Genomic DNA, 14,607 nt, shown 5'->3' with positions numbered 1-14,607 from the left:
ATCCTCCGGGCGGGACAGCAAGTCGGTCTGGCTAGCCGTCTGGTGAGGCCGGTGGGGGGATTGTGGCGGCCGGACGGTGATTTGGTGAGACGGGTGGATCCGGTGGGGTCAGTGGAGCAGACTGCCTTGCAGCTCGGCTCGCAGATCGGGCGTGAGGACGGCCCCCGCGCGATCGACGAGCAGTGCCATCTCATAGCCGACGAGGCCGATGTCGCATTCCGGGTGCGCGAGGACCGCGAGCGACGAACCGTCCGAGACGGACATGAGGAAGAGGAATCCCCGCTCCATCTCCACGACGGTCTGGGCCACGCTGCCGCCCTCGAAGATCCGCGAGGCACCCGCCGTGAGCGAGGTCAGCCCCGACGCGACGGCCGCCAGCTGGTCGGCACGGTCGCGCGGGAAGCCCTCGGACATCGCCAGCAGAAGGCCGTCGGCGGACACGACGACGGTGTGGGACACCCCGGGGGTGTTGTCCACGAAGTTGGTGATCAACCAGTTGAGGTTCTGTGCCGCCTGGCTCATCGGGCTCAACTAACGCTCCTGCTGGTGAGTGGGGTTCGGGAAACTGCCCGTCTGGCCGTTGCCGCCGACCTGACGTCCTTGCGCGATACCCCGACGGAGATTGGTCAGCCGACCGCGCACGTCGTCAGGCGCACGCGAGACAGCAGGACCGCTTTGGTGCTGTTGCTGCTGAGCCGTACCCGGGACGAGGTTCGCCCTGGGCACCCGGCGCGGCAGACCGGAGGTGGTGACACCGCCCGCGGCCGGCTGGCGGACACGTTCCGCCTGCCGGACGAGGTCGTCGTTCGGCGAGCTGCGCCAGGCCGCGGAGGCCGCGGGCCGTTGCGGAGCGCCACCGGAACTCTGTGGGGCCGCCGGAGCCTGCTGCTGCCGCGGGGCCTGAGCCGGGGAGGAGCCGTTGCCGTTGGCCGGCTGCTCCTGTGCCTGCTGCTGGCTGCCGTGGAACCAGTTGGTCTCCAACGTGTCGTACAGCGGCGTACGGCCGTCGCCCGGACCCGCGGGCGGCAACGCCTCCGGCTCCTGGCGGACCGGCCGCTGCTGCGGACGCGGCGGCATGGGCGGACGCGGGGCACCGAAGTCGGCGCCGTTGGTCTGGGGGCGCTCGAACTGGCCCGTGGACGCGGGGTCCGGACGGCCCGGCAGGGAGTGCTGACCGGTGGAGCTGCCGTCGTAGCCCGGCATCGCGAACTGGCCCGTCGAGCCGTTGTCGTACGCCTGCGGAGTCGGGAACTGCCCGGTCTGGGATCCGCCGTTCGGTGCGGGCTGAGTGCCGAAGACGTCCTGACGGACGTACCCGCCCGTGTTCTGCGGGTCGCTCGCGCCGGGACGGGGGAACTCGCCCGTGTCCTGGGGGCCGGTGGATCCCGGCCGCGGGAACTGACCGGTGTTCTGCGGGCCGGTGGTTCCCGGCCGCGGGAACTGGCCGGTGTTCTGCGGGGCGTCGAAGTCCGGGCGGGGGAACTCGGAGGTGCTCGCCGGACTCCGGTGGTCCTCGATCCGCGGCATGCGCGACGTGGCGGCCGGGTCCTGCTCGTCGTGCCCGCGCGGGACGTCGAGCGAGGCGCGCGGCACCGGCGGCTGCGCGTTGTCGTCGCTCCAGCTCGGCGTGCGGGGCTGCTGGTCGCCGCCCGGCAGCTCGGCCCGCGGACCACCGCGGCCCGGCAGCTGCGGCCGACGGCGCCGGCCGCCCGGCTCGGGAGCCTGGCCGGCGTTCGGGGCCTGCGCCTGCGGGGGCACGGAACCCCGGCCGCCGAAGGCGTCCTGTCCGCCGCCGAAAGCGTCCTGGCCACTGAAGGCGTCCTGGCCCGGACCACCCGTGCCCGCGGCCTGGAGACCCTGCGGGGCGCCCGGCGCCTGGCCACCGAACCCGGCGCCGGCCGGAGCGGGGCGGCCCTGCGGAGGCATACCGCCACCCTGCGGTCCACGCGGTCCGCCCGGCGCACCGGGGCGACCGCCCTGGCCACTGCCGGGCAGCGCGGCCCGCGGTCCCTGACCGGCGTTGAGCCGCCCGCCCGAGGGGGCACCGGCGCCGAGGGCGCCACCGCCCGCGCCACCGGGCGCACCGCCGAGAGCGCCACCGCCCTGGCCGTTGCCACCGCCACGACGGGCCGCGGCCACACCGGCGGCGGCCTGCGCCGCCGCGGGGGCACCGGGGGCACCCTGACCGGGCTTGGGCTGGGGCTTCTTGCCGCCCTGGGCGACGTCGACGGGCAGCATGACCAGCGCGGTCGTACCACCGGAGTCGGACGGGCGCAGCTGGATGCGGATGCCGTGGCGCTGGGACAGCCGGCCGACCACGAACAGACCCATGCGGCGGGAGACGGAGACGTCCACGGTGGGCGGCGAGGCGAGCCGCTCGTTGATCGCGGCGAGGTCCTCGGGGGACAGGCCGATACCGGTGTCGTGGATCTCGATCAGGACGCGGCCGTCGGGCAGCGCGTGACCGGTGACCTTGACCTTGGTCTGCGGGGAGGAGAACGAGGTCGCGTTCTCCAGCAGCTCGGCGAGCAGGTGCACGAGGTCGTTGACGACCCGGCCGGCGACTTCGGTGGTCGGCACGGAGGCCAGCTCGATGCGCTCGTACTGCTCCACCTCGGAGGCGGCGGCGCGGAGCACGTCGACCAGCGGGACCGGGCGGGTCCAGCGGCGGCCGGGCTCCTCACCGGCGAGGACGAGGAGGTTCTCACCGTTACGGCGCATACGCGTCGCGAGGTGGTCGAGCTTGAACAGCGAGGACAGCTGGTCCGGGTCGGCCTCGCGGGACTCCAGTTCGGAGATCAGCGAGAGCTGGCGCTGGATGAGGCCCTGGGAGCGGCGCGAGAGGTTGGTGAACATCGCGTTGACGTTGCCCCGCAGCAGGGCCTGCTCGGCGGCGAGGCGGACCGCCTCGCGGTGCACGTCGTCGAAGGCCGCGGCCACCCGGCCGATCTCGTCCCGGGAGTGCACACCGACCGACTCCACGGACGTGTCGACGTCCTGCGGGTCGGACTCGGACAGCTGCTTGACCAGCTCGGGCAGGCGGTCCTGGGCGACCTTGGTGGCGGTCTCCTGCAGGCGCCGCAGCGAGCGGATCATGGACCGGGCGACGACGAACGCGCCGACCAGGGAGACACCGAGCACGAGCAGGATCAGCGCACCGGCGATGATCGCGTCGCGTTCGGTGGCGCTGCGCAGCTCGCGCGCCTTCTGTTCCATGTCCTCGAGCAGCGTGTGCTCGATGTTGCCCATCTGCTGGATCTTGGTCGAGCTGTCGTCGACCCAGTCCTTGTAGGAGCGCCGGTCGAGGTCGGCGAGACCCTCGGGCCGGCCGAAGGCACGGCCCGCGTACTGGTCGGACGCCTCGATGGTGGAGCTGCCGTCCTCGATCGGCTTGAGGAGTTCCTCGGCGCCGTCGTCGCCGTAGATGCTCCGGAAGCTGTTGAGGTCGGACTCCTCGCTCTCCAGGGCGCCCTGGGCGTACAGCCGGTCGTTCTCGGTGAGCTTGCCGAGGGACGTGTTGTTGGCCGGCAGGGCCGCGGCGAGGATCGCGCGCTGGATGGAGGCGTACTCCTTGGCGGAGGAGAAGGACGCCAGGGCGCGCGTGCGCTGGATCATGTCCGGGTTGCTGGTGGCCTCGGCCATGTCCTGGGAGAGGTCCAGCAGGTGGGTGATCAGGCGGTGGTAGGACTCCACCGTCTGGGTGGCGTTGCCCTTGGTCTCGTAGGCGTCGCTGCGGATCTTGCTGAGCGTGTCCAGGTCGCGGACCAGGCCGACGAGGCTGTCGCGGACGCCCTGGAGGTTGCCGTCCTTGCTGGAGGTGTCGATGTCCTCGGCGGAGTTGATGAAGTTGGTCGCGGCCCGGTCCGTCTTGTCCCGGTAGCCCTTGACCGTGATGTTGCTCGCCGTGGAGTTGTGCGCCAGCGGCCCGGCCGACTGGTCGCGCTCCTCCTGGAGGGCGGCGGCCAGCTCGGTGGCCTGCTTGGTCATCTCCGTCAGCAGCTTCATGTTGTCGAGCTGCTGGATGTCGTCCATGGAGTCGTTGATGCGCAGCGCGCCCAGCGAGGTGGCCGCCACCACGGGGAGCGCGAGCAGCGACACCAGGCGCGTGGAGATGCGCCAGTTGCGCAGGGCTACGCGCGACCCCGGGCCGGGGCCCTTCGGCGGCTTCACCGGCGGCGTGGCCGCCGGACCCGAGGACGCCGACGTGCCGGGGCGTCCGGGGCCGGAACCACCGTCGGCCGACGGGTTCGGGCCCGGGTTCTGGGCGTGCTGGGGGGAGGAACTGCCGACATTGGGGCCAGTCCCGCCGTGCCGCTCCGGCTCGGCCGAAGCGCTGCCATCCCTCTTGAAACGTCCCTGCACTAGCGTCGCAACCTCTGGACCAGGCGCTCCTCCGCAGAACGGCGGAGCACGGTGTCGGCGTTGTGGGGAGCGCCCTGAATACGCACCCCGGGTGATCGTGAGTGACCGGCGCTGGCTCCCCCTTCTCACCGCCGCTCGGCGCTTCTCAGCGCCCCCTGTGCGCCGGCTCGATCCCGCGGCGGTCCGTGGAATTCCAGCACAGTGCAGGATCTCCAACAAGGTCCGAGGGTCAGACCGTGACCTACGTGACACCACGTGAGGGCCGTGTCACCGGGTGTGGAAAGCGTTCTTGTCGATATCGGACATAGGTCCGCGAGTCACCCCGCGGGGGTGGGTGTCCCAGTCGCCATGATCAGGAGCGGAATGATGGCTTCAGGGAGTCAATGTCCGTTTCGTTGGGGTGAGTTGATGCTGGGAAATGTCCGGTTTGCCCATAGGTCAGTGAGCAAACTCACATGACGATCACAGGGTCTTCGCGCGTTCTGAAGGGAATGGCATGTTTAGCCTGACGCTTTACAAGAAGGCCGCATCTGCCCAACCCACCACATCCGAGGTCGAGTACAACCGTGAAGACGACGATGATGTTCCGCAACATTGCCAACCCGCGGCGCACGACGCTGGCGCACCTCGAGGACGCCGACGCACTGCAGATCCCGGAGCAGCCGGAGCACCCGCTCGACCTCCCCGCCCAGACCGCCAACCCCCGGCGCACGGTGCTGATGGAGATCCCGGTCTCCGCCGCCAAGTAACCCTAGCGCGCCCGGATCACCGCCCTTCGGGGAGGTGGCCCGGGCGCCGCGTGGTCCTGAGCCTCGGGGCACCCCTTCCCGCGTTAGCCTGGAGCGTCAGACTCCAGCCGGCCGAGTAGAGGGGCGCCCAGATCCCGTGCGCATCGCCAGATTCTCCATCGACGGGAACGTCGCCTTCGGCGCGGTCGAGGGCGACAGGCCGGACGAGCTCGTCCTCGACATCATCAAGGGCATCCCGTTCGCGGACTTCGAGCTCTCCGGTACGAAGGTCCCGGTCAACAAGGTGCGTCTGCTGCCGCCGGTGCTCCCCAACAAGGTCGTGGCGTACGGCCGTAACTACGCCGACCACGCGAAAGAACTGGGCAACGACGTCCCCGACGTCCCGTTCGCCTTCTTCAAGCCCTCCACCTCGGTGATCGGCCCCGGCGACGAGATCCAGTACCCGTCCTTCTCCGCGGACGTCCACCACGAGGCCGAACTGGCCGTCGTCATCGGCCGTATGTGCCGCGAGGTCCCGCGTGAGCGCGTCAAGGACGTGATCTTCGGTTACACCTGCGCGAACGACATCACCGCCCGTGACGTCCAGAAGCGCGAGAAGCAGTGGGCGCGGGCCAAGGGCTTCGACACCTCCTGCCCGCTGGGCCCCTGGGTGGAGACGGACCTGGACCTCGAGACGGCCGCGGACCTGACCGTCCAGCTCACCGTCAATGGCGAACAACGCCAGCTCGGCCGCACCAGCGAGATGATCCACGGCATCGAGGATCTGATCGTCAACATCTCCGAGGCCATGACGCTGCTCCCCGGCGACGTGATCCTCACGGGCACCCCGGCAGGCGTCGGGCCGCTCACCGTCGGCGACGAGGTCGCCGTCACCATCGAAGGCATCGGCACTCTCACCAACAAGGTTGTCAAGCGTGGCTAGCGCACCCGTCCGCGTACGTTTCTGCCCCTCGCCCACCGGTAACCCCCATGTGGGCCTGGTCCGCACCGCCCTGTTCAACTGGGCGTTCGCCCGGCACCACCAGGGCACGCTCGTCTTCCGCATCGAGGACACCGACGCGGCCCGGGACTCCGAGGAGTCCTACGAGCAGCTCCTGGACTCGATGCGCTGGCTGGGCTTCGACTGGGACGAGGGCCCCGAGATCGGCGGCCCGCACGCGCCGTACCGCCAGTCGCAGCGCATGGACCTCTACAAGGACGTCGCCGCCAAGCTCCTGGACGCCGGCCACGCGTACCACTGCTACTGCTCCCAGGAGGAGCTGGACACCCGCCGCGAGGCGGCTCGCGCGGCCGGCAAGCCGTCCGGCTACGACGGCCACTGCCGGGACCTGAGCGCCGAGCAGGTCGAGGAGTACAAGGCCCAGGGCCGTACGCCCATCGTCCGCTTCCGCATGCCCGACGAGACGATCACCTTCACGGACCTGGTCCGCGGCGAGCTGACCTTCACCCCGGAGAACGTGCCGGACTACGGGATCGTCCGAGCGAACGGGGCGCCCCTCTACACGCTCGTGAACCCGGTCGACGACGCGCTGATGGAGATCACGCATGTCCTGCGCGGCGAGGACCTGCTGTCCTCCACCCCGCGCCAGATCGCCCTGTACAGGGCGCTGATCGAGCTGGGCGTCGCGAAGACCGTGCCCGCCTTCGGGCACCTGCCGTATGTGATGGGCGAGGGCAACAAGAAGCTCTCCAAGCGCGACCCGCAGGCCTCGCTCAACCTCTACCGGGAGCGCGGCTTCCTGCCCGAGGGCCTGCTCAACTACCTGTCCCTGCTGGGCTGGTCGCTCTCGGCCGACCAGGACATCTTCACCACCGACGAGCTGATCGCGGCCTTCGACATCGCCGACGTGAACCCCAACCCGGCGCGCTTCGACCTGAAGAAGTGCGAGGCGATCAACGCCGACCACATCCGCCTGCTCGACGTGAAGGACTTCACGGCGCGCTGCGCCCCGTGGCTGAAGGCTCCCTTCGCCCCGTGGTCCCCGGAGGACTTCGACGAGTCGAAGTGGCAGGCGATCGCGCCGCACGCGCAGACCCGCCTGAAGGTGCTGTCGGAGATCACCGACAACGTCGACTTCCTGTTCCTGCCGGAGCCGGTCTTCGACGAGCCCTCCTGGACGAAGGCGATGAAGGAGGGCTCGGACGCCCTGCTCCGCACGGCCCGCGAGAAGCTGGAGTCTGCGGACTGGACCTCGCCGGAGTCCCTCAAGGAGGCCGTCCTGGCCGCCGGCGAGAGCCACGGTCTCAAGCTCGGCAAGGCCCAGGCCCCGGTCCGCGTGGCGGTCACCGGCCGCACGGTCGGCCTGCCCCTCTTCGAGTCCCTGGAGGTCCTGGGCAAGGAGACGACGCTGGCCCGGATCGACGCGGCGCTGGCGAAGCTGGCCGCGTAAGTCACGCCCGCGAGACGGGGTGGGACCTGGATTCCAGGTCCCACCCCGTCTCGTATCGGCCGACCGGCCCCGGTGTGCCGGCGGCCGTCGTGGGCTACCGTCGGCACGTGAGCATCCGAGCCGTGGTGTGGGACGTCGACGACACCCTCTTCGACTACACCGGTGCCGACCGCATCGGAATGCGCCTGCATCTGACGGCCGAGGGGCTGCTGGAGGCGTACGAGAGCGTCGAGCAGGCCATCGCGCGGTGGCGGGCGGTCACCGACGCGCAGTGGGCGCGGTTCTCGGCGGGGGAGGTTGACTTCCAGGGGCAGCGGCGGGACCGGGTGCGGGTGTTCCTCGGCGAGGAGCTGACCGACGCGGAGGCCGACGCCTGGTTCCAGCGGTACATCGCGCACTACGAGACCGCCTGGGCCCTCTTCCCGGACGTCCTGCCCGTCCTGGACGCCCTCGCCGCCAGTCACCGGCATGCGGTGCTGTCCAACTCCAGCATCCACGTCCAGGATCACAAGCTGCGCGTCCTCGGCGTCCACGACCGCTTCGAGGTCATCCTGTGCGCCGCCGAGCTGGGCGTCTCCAAGCCCGAGGCCCGCGCCTTCCTCGCGGCCTGCGACGCCCTGGAGCTGGCCCCGCACCAGGTGGCGTACGTCGGCGACCACCCGGAGATCGACGGCCGGGGCGCCGCCGAGGCCGGACTGCTCTCGGTCTGGATCGACCGCGACGGTGGTGTGCACGCCCAGGTCCCCACGCCCGCCGGGCCGCGCCGCATCGCCTCGCTCGCCGAACTCCCCGCGATCCTCGGCGCTGATACCCGTTTTGGAGCCCCGTCCACCTTCGGGTAATGTTCTTCCTGCGCCGCCGGGGAGCGGGCCGAAAGGCCGGAACCGGAGGAGCGAACTAGAACAAGATCCCCCTCGGGGCTTGCGTTCCAGTGGCCTATGGTGTAATTGGCAGCACGACTGATTCTGGTTCAGTTAGTCTTGGTTCGAGTCCAGGTAGGCCAGCTCGCAGAGCTCATCTGCAGGCGGAGATCAACTCCGCGAAGCCCCCGTTGTGTAGCGGCCTAGCACGCTGCCCTCTCAAGGCAGTAGCGCCGGTTCGAATCCGGTCGGGGGTACAGATCCTTCCCGGAGGGTCAGTCCGGGTCGCACCCGCTGACTCTCATGCAGGATCGCTAGGGCCCCCGTTGTGTAGCGGCCTAGCACGCCGCCCTCTCAAGGCGGTAGCGCCGGTTCGAATCCGGTCGGGGGTACGCGTTTCATTGAATCGCATTGGTCTATGGTGTAATTGGCAACACTACGGTTTCTGGTACCGTCATTCTTGGTTCGAGTCCAGGTAGACCAGCTCGACCTGCGGAAACGCAGGTTCTAGGCCCCCGTTGTGTAGCGGCCTAGCACGCCGCCCTCTCAAGGCGGTAGCGCCGGTTCGAATCCGGTCGGGGGTACGAGACGAAGGCTCTTCGCAGTGGCGGAGGGCCTTCGCTGCGTTCCGGGTTCGGCCGCGCCCCCGGTTCATCCGTAACCGTATCTCCGGGTCGACTCCTCCTCCTGGGCCAGTCGGTGCAGTGCCTGGAGCAGCGGTTCCACGAGCACCACGCCCAGCACCGCGACCTCGACCTTCTCCGCCTCCGACAGGTGTGACTCCATGAACCCCATGTCCAGTTCGGCCACCTGGCGCATCAACCGCGCGTAGGGCACGAGCATTTCGGGGCTCCAGTCGTAGCCGAGACGGCGCAGTGCGGCCGCCGCCACCACCAGCGAACGGAACGCGGGGGAGACGTTCGTCATGGTCTGTGCGTTGGTCCACCCCAGCGTCCTGAGCAACTCCTCCATCGCCGCCCGCGCGCCTCGCACGAACTCGTCGTCCGCGTCCGGCTCCGGCACCTGGGGCAATGCCCAGACCGCCGCGCCCAGGCGCATGGCGCGGGGCAGGGAGTCGTCGTCGACGTGCCCCAGCACCTTCCTGACCGTGGCCACCGGCACCTTGCCGACCTGGATCATCGCGCGCACCAGCCGCAGCCGCCGCAGATGCTCCTCGTCGTACTCGGCGGTCGTCGCGTTGACCTGGCGGCCGGGCGGCAACAGCCCTTCGCGCAGGTAGTACTTGATCGTCGCGGTGGACAGGCCACTGCGCTCGCTGAGTTCGGCCAGCCGCATCTCTTGTGCCCCCTCTCGGATACCGGCACTATCCAAGCATCCGCTGTCGGATAGTGCCGCTTGCCAACAAGGGGGTCCCATGTTCGGGAAGAAGGTAGTCGCAGGCCGCACCACCGCGTCCACGGAGGGGGATGTCGTCGTCCTGTTGATCGGGATGCGCGTCAACCACTTCTGGGCCGTGCACCAATGGATCCCGGTCCTGCTGGCCATGCCGCGGATGCTGCGGGAGCTGGCGAAGGCGCCCGAGCGGGGGCTGCTCTCCCACGTACTGCTCACGGCCTCACCGCGGACGTACTACGTCGTCCAGTACTGGGAGTCGAAGGAGAAGCTGTACGCGTACGCGCACTCGCCGGAGATGTTGCACCACGGGGTGTGGGCGATCATCAACCGCAAGGAGAAGGCGGGGAAGGTGCGCCAGCACGTGGGGCTGTGGCACGAGGCGTACGTGGTGCCACAGGGGTCGCACGAGTCGATCTACGTCGACATGCCGGCGTTCGGCCTCGCCGCGGCGCACGGGCAGGTGCCGGTCGCTGCGCGCGGGCGGTACGCGAAGGAGAGGTTCGCTCATCGGGCCGGGAGCGTGTGACGCTCCCAGGTGGGTCAGCCGCCCGTCGGTCCAGAGCCTGCCGCGGCGTTGAGGCCGGCTCTTTTCCGGTGGGCGTACGACGAACCTGTGGCCTCAGCCCGTTCTGCGCAGTGCCTCGGAGAGGCGGGCCGCCGCGTCGATGACCGCCTGGGCGTGCATACGGCCCGGGTGCCGGGTCAGCCGCTCGATGGGGCCGGAGACCGAGACGGCGGCCACCACACGGTTGGAGGGGCCGCGGACCGGAGCGGAGACGGACGCGACGCCCGGCTCGCGCTCGCCGATGGACTGGGCCCAGCCGCGGCGCCGTACGCCGGAGAGGGCGGTGGCCGTGAAGCGGGCGCCCTGGAGACCGCGGTGCAGGCGCTCCGGCTCCTCCCAGGCCATCAGGATCTGGGCCGAGGAGCCCGCCTTCATGGTGAGCGTCGAGCCGACCGGGACCGTGTCCCTCAGGCCCGACAGGCGCTCCGCCGCGGCGACGCAGATGCGCATGTCGCCCTGGCGGCGGTAGAGCTGGGCGCTCTCGCCGGTGATGTCCCGCAGATGCGTGAGCACCGGGCCGGCCGTCGCGAGGAGGCGGTCCTCGCCGGCGGCCGCGGCCAGCTCGGCGAGGCGCGGGCCCAGAATGAAACGGCCCTGCATGTCGCGTGCCACCATGCGGTGGTGTTCCAGAGCCACGGCCAGCCGGTGGGCCGTGGGTCGTGCCAGTCCGGTCGCCGCGACCAAGCCCGCGAGGGTGGCCGGACCGGACTCCAGGGCGCTCAGGACAAGGGCTGCCTTGTCCAGAACGCCGACGCCGCTACTGTTGTCCATGAAACGATACTCACGTCTCACTCTGTGAAACGCAAGTTCCTTTTTCCGTGAGACGCGCAACCCTTGTAGGCACAGCGGCCCGCGGACCAACGGGCCAGGCGGCGGGTGCCCGGGAACAGGGGCCATGGGCGTCGCCTCCACAAGAGCTTCTAGTTGGGTCGGCGCGGCTCTGGCCGACCGGAGGGAAAGCGATGGGTAGGACACTCGCGGAGAAGGTCTGGGACGACCATGTCGTCCGGCGCGCCGAGGGCGAGCCCGACCTCCTCTACATCGATCTGCACCTGCTGCACGAGGTGACCAGCCCGCAGGCCTTCGACGGTCTGCGCAAGAGCGGTCGCCAGGTGCGTCGGCTCGACCTGACCATCGCCACCGAGGACCACAACACCCCGACCCTCGACATCGACAAGCCGATCGCCGACCCGGTCTCCCGCATCCAGCTGGAGACGCTGCGCAAGAACGCCGCCGACTTCGGTGTGCGCCTGCACCCGCTGGGCGACGTCGAGCAGGGTGTGGTGCACGTGGTGGGCCCGCAGCTGGGTCTGACCCAGCCCGGCATGACGGTCGTCTGCGGCGACTCCCACACCTCCACCCACGGCGCCTTCGGCGGCCTGGCCTTCGGCATCGGCACCTCCCAGGTCGAGCACGTCCTGGCCACCCAGACCCTGCCGCTGGTCCGCCCGAAGACCATGGCCATCACGGTCAACGGCGAACTGCCCGACGGGGTCACCGCCAAGGACCTGATCCTGGCGATCATCGCCAGGATCGGCACCGGCGGCGGCCAGGGCTACGTCCTGGAGTACCGCGGCTCCGCCATCGAGAAGCTCTCGATGGAAGCCCGCATGACCATCTGCAACATGTCGATCGAGGCCGGTGCCCGCGCGGGCATGATCGCCCCCGACCAGACCACCTTCGACTACCTCGAGGGCCGCCCGCACGCGCCCAAGGGCGAGGACTGGGACGCGGCCGTCGCGTACTGGAAGACCCTGAAGACGGACGAGGACGCCGAGTTCGACGCCGAGGTCGTCATCGAGGCCGCCGAACTGTCGCCGTTCGTCACCTGGGGCACCAACCCGGGCCAGGGCGCGCCGCTTTCGGCCGACGTCCCCGACCCTGCTTCGTACGAAGACGCTTCGGAGCGCCACGCCGCCGAAAAGGCCCTGGAATACATGGGGTTGGAGGCCGGCCAGCCGCTGCGCTCCATCAAGGTGGACACCGTCTTCGTAGGTTCGTGCACCAACGGCCGCATCGAGGACCTGCGCGCGGCCGCCGAGCTCGTCAAGGGCCGCAAAGTCGCCGACGGCGTACGGATGCTGGTCGTCCCCGGCTCCGCGCGCGTGGGCCTGCAGGCCGTCTCCGAGGGCCTGGACGTGGTCTTCAAGGACGCCGGCGCCGAATGGCGGCACGCGGGCTGCTCGATGTGTCTGGGCATGAACCCGGACCAGCTGGCCCCCGGTGAGCGCTCCGCATCCACCTCCAACCGCAACTTCGAGGGTCGGCAGGGCAAGGGCGGTCGTACGCACCTGGTGTCGCCGCAGGTCGCGGCCGCGACCGCGGTGCTCGGCCACCTGGCTTCGCCCGCCGACCTGTCCGACGCCCCTGTCGCCGCTGGAGTCTGAGAGTCATGGAAGCATTCACCACGCACACCGGCCGGGCCGTCCCGCTGCGCCGTTCCAACGTCGACACCGACCAGATCATCCCTGCTCACTGGCTCAAGAAGGTGACCCGGGACGGTTTCGAGGACGGACTGTTCGAGGCCTGGCGCAAGGACGAGAAGTTCATCCTCAACCAGCCCGAGCGCAAGGGCGCCACGGTGCTGGTCGCCGGCCCCGACTTCGGCACCGGTTCCTCCCGTGAGCACGCGGTGTGGGCACTGCAGAACTACGGCTTCAAGGCCGTGATCTCCTCCCGCTTCGCCGACATCTTCCGCGGTAACTCGCTCAAGAACGGCCTGCTCACGGTGGTTCTGGACCAGAAGATCGTGGACGCGCTCCAGGAGCTCACCGAGAAGGACCCCGAGGCCGAGATCACGGTCGACCTCGAGGCCCGCGAGGTGCGCGCCGAGGGCATCACCGCGAGCTTCGAGCTGGACGAGAACTCCCGCTGGCGGCTGCTGAACGGCCTGGACGACATCTCGATCACCCTCCAGAACGAGCCCGACATCGCCGCGTACGAGGCCAAGCGGCCCTCGTACAAGCCGCGGACACTGCAGGCGTGACCGCACCCCTCCTTCGGAGCAACTGAACAGGTCGAGTTTCGGCCAGCCCAACACCCCTGCCGTACCCCCGATCAGCCCGATCGGGGGTACGGCCGTGTCTGCGCCCGGACGGCCTCGAGCCGCGCGACACGCCCGCTCAACTTCCCACGTTACGGCGGGTGTTGTCGGGGTACGCGTCCCTTGTAGCCGTGACTCCCGGATGTGCCCGGAAGGCCGTTTGGGGCGGCAGTTGCACCCCTAGCAGGCGACAACTCGCCCCAGATGGCACAATCTGTGCATGGAACACGACGGCCAACTCGAGCTCTATGCGGCAGTCGCGGACCAACTGAAGGAAGCGCACGCAAGAGTGCGCGCACTGCAAGTCCCGGAGGGCGTACGGATGGCGCTGACCCGGAAGCTGCTGGTCATTACGGCCGCGGCCAAGCACGACGTCGTCGAAGCGACAAGGCGTCTGGAGGGGTTCATGACCGACCTCGACGCGGGTCGAATCCCGGAAGAGGAACGCTGAACAAGTCCAGAGCAGCCGAGTTTGTTGCGGCGCAAGGGTGATAAGCCCGTTTCGTGTTTGATTTGCGGTATATATCTGCCTAACGTGCGAAAAAGCTTGAACAGTTTCGTTCTGGCAATGTCTCCGAAGGGGAAGACGTGAACAAGGCGCAGCTCGTAGAAGCGATTGCCGACAAGGTGGGCGGCCGCCAGCAGGCCGCCGACGCGGTCGACGCGGTCCTGGACGCCATCGTCCGCGCGACGGTCGCGGGCGACCGGGTCTCGGTCACCGGCTTCGGTTCGTTCGAGAAGGTCGACCGCCCGGCCCGTTACGCCCGCAACCCCCAGACGGGCGAGCGGGTTCGGGTCAAGAAGACCTCCGTTCCGCGCTTCCGCGCGGGCCAGGGCTTCAAGGACCTGGTGAGCGGCACGAAGAAGCTCCCGAAGAACGACGTCGCGGTCAAGAAGGCGCCCAAGGGCAGCCTGACCGGCGGAGCTTCGGCCACGGTCAAGAAGGCGGCCGCGAAGAAGGCCACCGCCAAGACCGCCGCGGCGAAGAAGACCACCGCCAAGAAGACGACGGCCAGGAAGACCACGGCCACCGCCAAGAAGACGACGGCGAAGCAGGCCCCCGCCAAGAAGGCGACCGGCACCGCCGCCAAGAGCACCGCTGCGAACAAGACCACCGCCAAGAAGACGACGGCCAAGAGCGCCCCGGCGAAGAAGGCGACCGCCAAGAAGGCGCCCGCCAAGAAGTCGGCCGCCCGCACCACCACCGCCAAGAAGGCCACGGCCCGCAAGAGGTAAGGGCACAGGGGCACTCACGCGCCGGGCCGGACTCCGCATCGGAGTC

At 69.7% G+C, this 14,607-nt stretch carries 13 protein-coding genes and 5 tRNA genes; 14 read left to right on the top strand and 4 right to left on the bottom strand.

What is annotated here, in order from left to right; genetic code table 11:
• Nucleotides 1–108: 108 nt before the first annotated feature.
• On the bottom strand, nucleotides 109–522 hold the full coding sequence (locus tag ABZT06_RS17805) for a roadblock/LC7 domain-containing protein (RefSeq protein WP_003993189.1): 414 nt from the start codon (nucleotides 520–522) through the stop codon (nucleotides 109–111).
• 9 nt (nucleotides 523–531) lie between these two features.
• Nucleotides 532–4,362: a nitrate- and nitrite sensing domain-containing protein gene (locus ABZT06_RS17800; RefSeq protein ID WP_355741211.1), complete on the bottom strand. Its 3,831-nt coding sequence runs from the start codon at nucleotides 4,360–4,362 to the stop codon at nucleotides 532–534.
• Nucleotides 4,363–4,928: 566 nt separating this feature from the next.
• Between ABZT06_RS17800 and ABZT06_RS17795 the strand changes: the two genes are divergently transcribed.
• The 9 genes from ABZT06_RS17795 (at nucleotide 4,929) to ABZT06_RS17755 (ending at nucleotide 8,945) form a co-directional block, all read left to right on the top strand.
• The gene (locus tag ABZT06_RS17795) at nucleotides 4,929–5,111 is read left to right on the top strand and encodes a hypothetical protein (protein WP_007384915.1); all 183 of its coding nucleotides are present in this window, start codon (nucleotides 4,929–4,931) and stop codon (nucleotides 5,109–5,111) included.
• A 136-nt stretch (nucleotides 5,112–5,247) separates the two neighbouring features.
• Nucleotides 5,248–6,033 carry a fumarylacetoacetate hydrolase family protein gene (locus ABZT06_RS17790; protein ID WP_355741208.1) on the top strand — a complete coding sequence of 262 codons (786 nt, stop codon included), beginning with the start codon at nucleotides 5,248–5,250 and terminating at the stop codon, nucleotides 6,031–6,033.
• Entirely contained in the window at nucleotides 6,017–7,501 is a 1,485-nt protein-coding gene (gene gltX, locus ABZT06_RS17785; RefSeq protein WP_355741206.1) for a glutamate--tRNA ligase, read from the top strand. The genes ABZT06_RS17790 and gltX overlap by 17 nt, the downstream gene beginning before the upstream one ends.
• Nucleotides 7,502–7,608: 107 nt before the next feature.
• The gene (locus ABZT06_RS17780) at nucleotides 7,609–8,343 is read left to right on the top strand and encodes an HAD family hydrolase (protein ID WP_355741204.1); all 735 of its coding nucleotides are present in this window, start codon (nucleotides 7,609–7,611) and stop codon (nucleotides 8,341–8,343) included.
• A 90-nt stretch (nucleotides 8,344–8,433) separates the two neighbouring features.
• Nucleotides 8,434–8,505, top strand: a tRNA-Gln gene (locus tag ABZT06_RS17775).
• Between the two features lie 40 nt (nucleotides 8,506–8,545).
• Nucleotides 8,546–8,618, top strand: a tRNA-Glu gene (locus tag ABZT06_RS17770).
• Between the two features lie 62 nt (nucleotides 8,619–8,680).
• Nucleotides 8,681–8,753: transfer RNA gene (locus ABZT06_RS17765), tRNA-Glu, on the top strand.
• 20 nt (nucleotides 8,754–8,773) lie between these two features.
• Nucleotides 8,774–8,845: transfer RNA gene (locus tag ABZT06_RS17760), tRNA-Gln, on the top strand.
• Between the two features lie 27 nt (nucleotides 8,846–8,872).
• Nucleotides 8,873–8,945: transfer RNA gene (locus ABZT06_RS17755), tRNA-Glu, on the top strand.
• A 67-nt stretch (nucleotides 8,946–9,012) separates the two neighbouring features.
• On the opposite strand, the gene ABZT06_RS17750 is transcribed toward ABZT06_RS17755, so the two are convergent.
• Nucleotides 9,013–9,657 (bottom strand): MerR family transcriptional regulator, encoded by a 645-nt coding sequence (locus ABZT06_RS17750; RefSeq protein WP_355741202.1) that lies wholly within the window; start codon nucleotides 9,655–9,657, stop codon nucleotides 9,013–9,015.
• 79 nt (nucleotides 9,658–9,736) lie between these two features.
• On the opposite strand from ABZT06_RS17750, the gene ABZT06_RS17745 reads away from it, so the two are divergent.
• The gene (locus tag ABZT06_RS17745; protein ID WP_355741200.1) at nucleotides 9,737–10,243 is read left to right on the top strand and encodes a DUF4188 domain-containing protein; all 507 of its coding nucleotides are present in this window, start codon (nucleotides 9,737–9,739) and stop codon (nucleotides 10,241–10,243) included.
• A gap of 93 nt (nucleotides 10,244–10,336) precedes the next feature.
• On the opposite strand, the gene ndgR is transcribed toward ABZT06_RS17745, so the two are convergent.
• Nucleotides 10,337–11,053 carry an IclR family transcriptional regulator NdgR gene (ndgR, locus tag ABZT06_RS17740; RefSeq protein ID WP_007384919.1) on the bottom strand — a complete coding sequence of 239 codons (717 nt, stop codon included), beginning with the start codon at nucleotides 11,051–11,053 and terminating at the stop codon, nucleotides 10,337–10,339.
• 191 nt (nucleotides 11,054–11,244) lie between these two features.
• On the opposite strand from ndgR, the gene leuC reads away from it, so the two are divergent.
• From leuC to ABZT06_RS17720, 4 genes are all read left to right on the top strand, one after another.
• Nucleotides 11,245–12,669 carry a 3-isopropylmalate dehydratase large subunit gene (gene leuC / locus ABZT06_RS17735; RefSeq protein WP_355741197.1) on the top strand — a complete coding sequence of 475 codons (1,425 nt, stop codon included), beginning with the start codon at nucleotides 11,245–11,247 and terminating at the stop codon, nucleotides 12,667–12,669.
• Between the two features lie 5 nt (nucleotides 12,670–12,674).
• On the top strand, nucleotides 12,675–13,268 hold the full coding sequence (leuD, locus tag ABZT06_RS17730; RefSeq protein ID WP_355741195.1) for a 3-isopropylmalate dehydratase small subunit: 594 nt from the start codon (nucleotides 12,675–12,677) through the stop codon (nucleotides 13,266–13,268).
• A 277-nt stretch (nucleotides 13,269–13,545) separates the two neighbouring features.
• A complete protein-coding gene (locus tag ABZT06_RS17725; RefSeq protein WP_280849110.1) occupies nucleotides 13,546–13,776 on the top strand; it encodes a hypothetical protein in 231 nt (76 codons plus the stop codon).
• A 137-nt stretch (nucleotides 13,777–13,913) separates the two neighbouring features.
• Entirely contained in the window at nucleotides 13,914–14,561 is a 648-nt protein-coding gene (locus tag ABZT06_RS17720) for an HU family DNA-binding protein (protein ID WP_355741192.1), read from the top strand.
• Nucleotides 14,562–14,607: the final 46 nt, after the last annotated feature.

This window comes from Streptomyces sp. NPDC005483, assembly GCF_040606035.1.
Taxonomy (GTDB): Bacteria; Actinomycetota; Actinomycetes; order Streptomycetales; family Streptomycetaceae; genus Streptomyces.
Note: the sequence above shows the minus strand (reverse complement) of the source record. Positions and strands in the feature narration are given on the sequence as shown.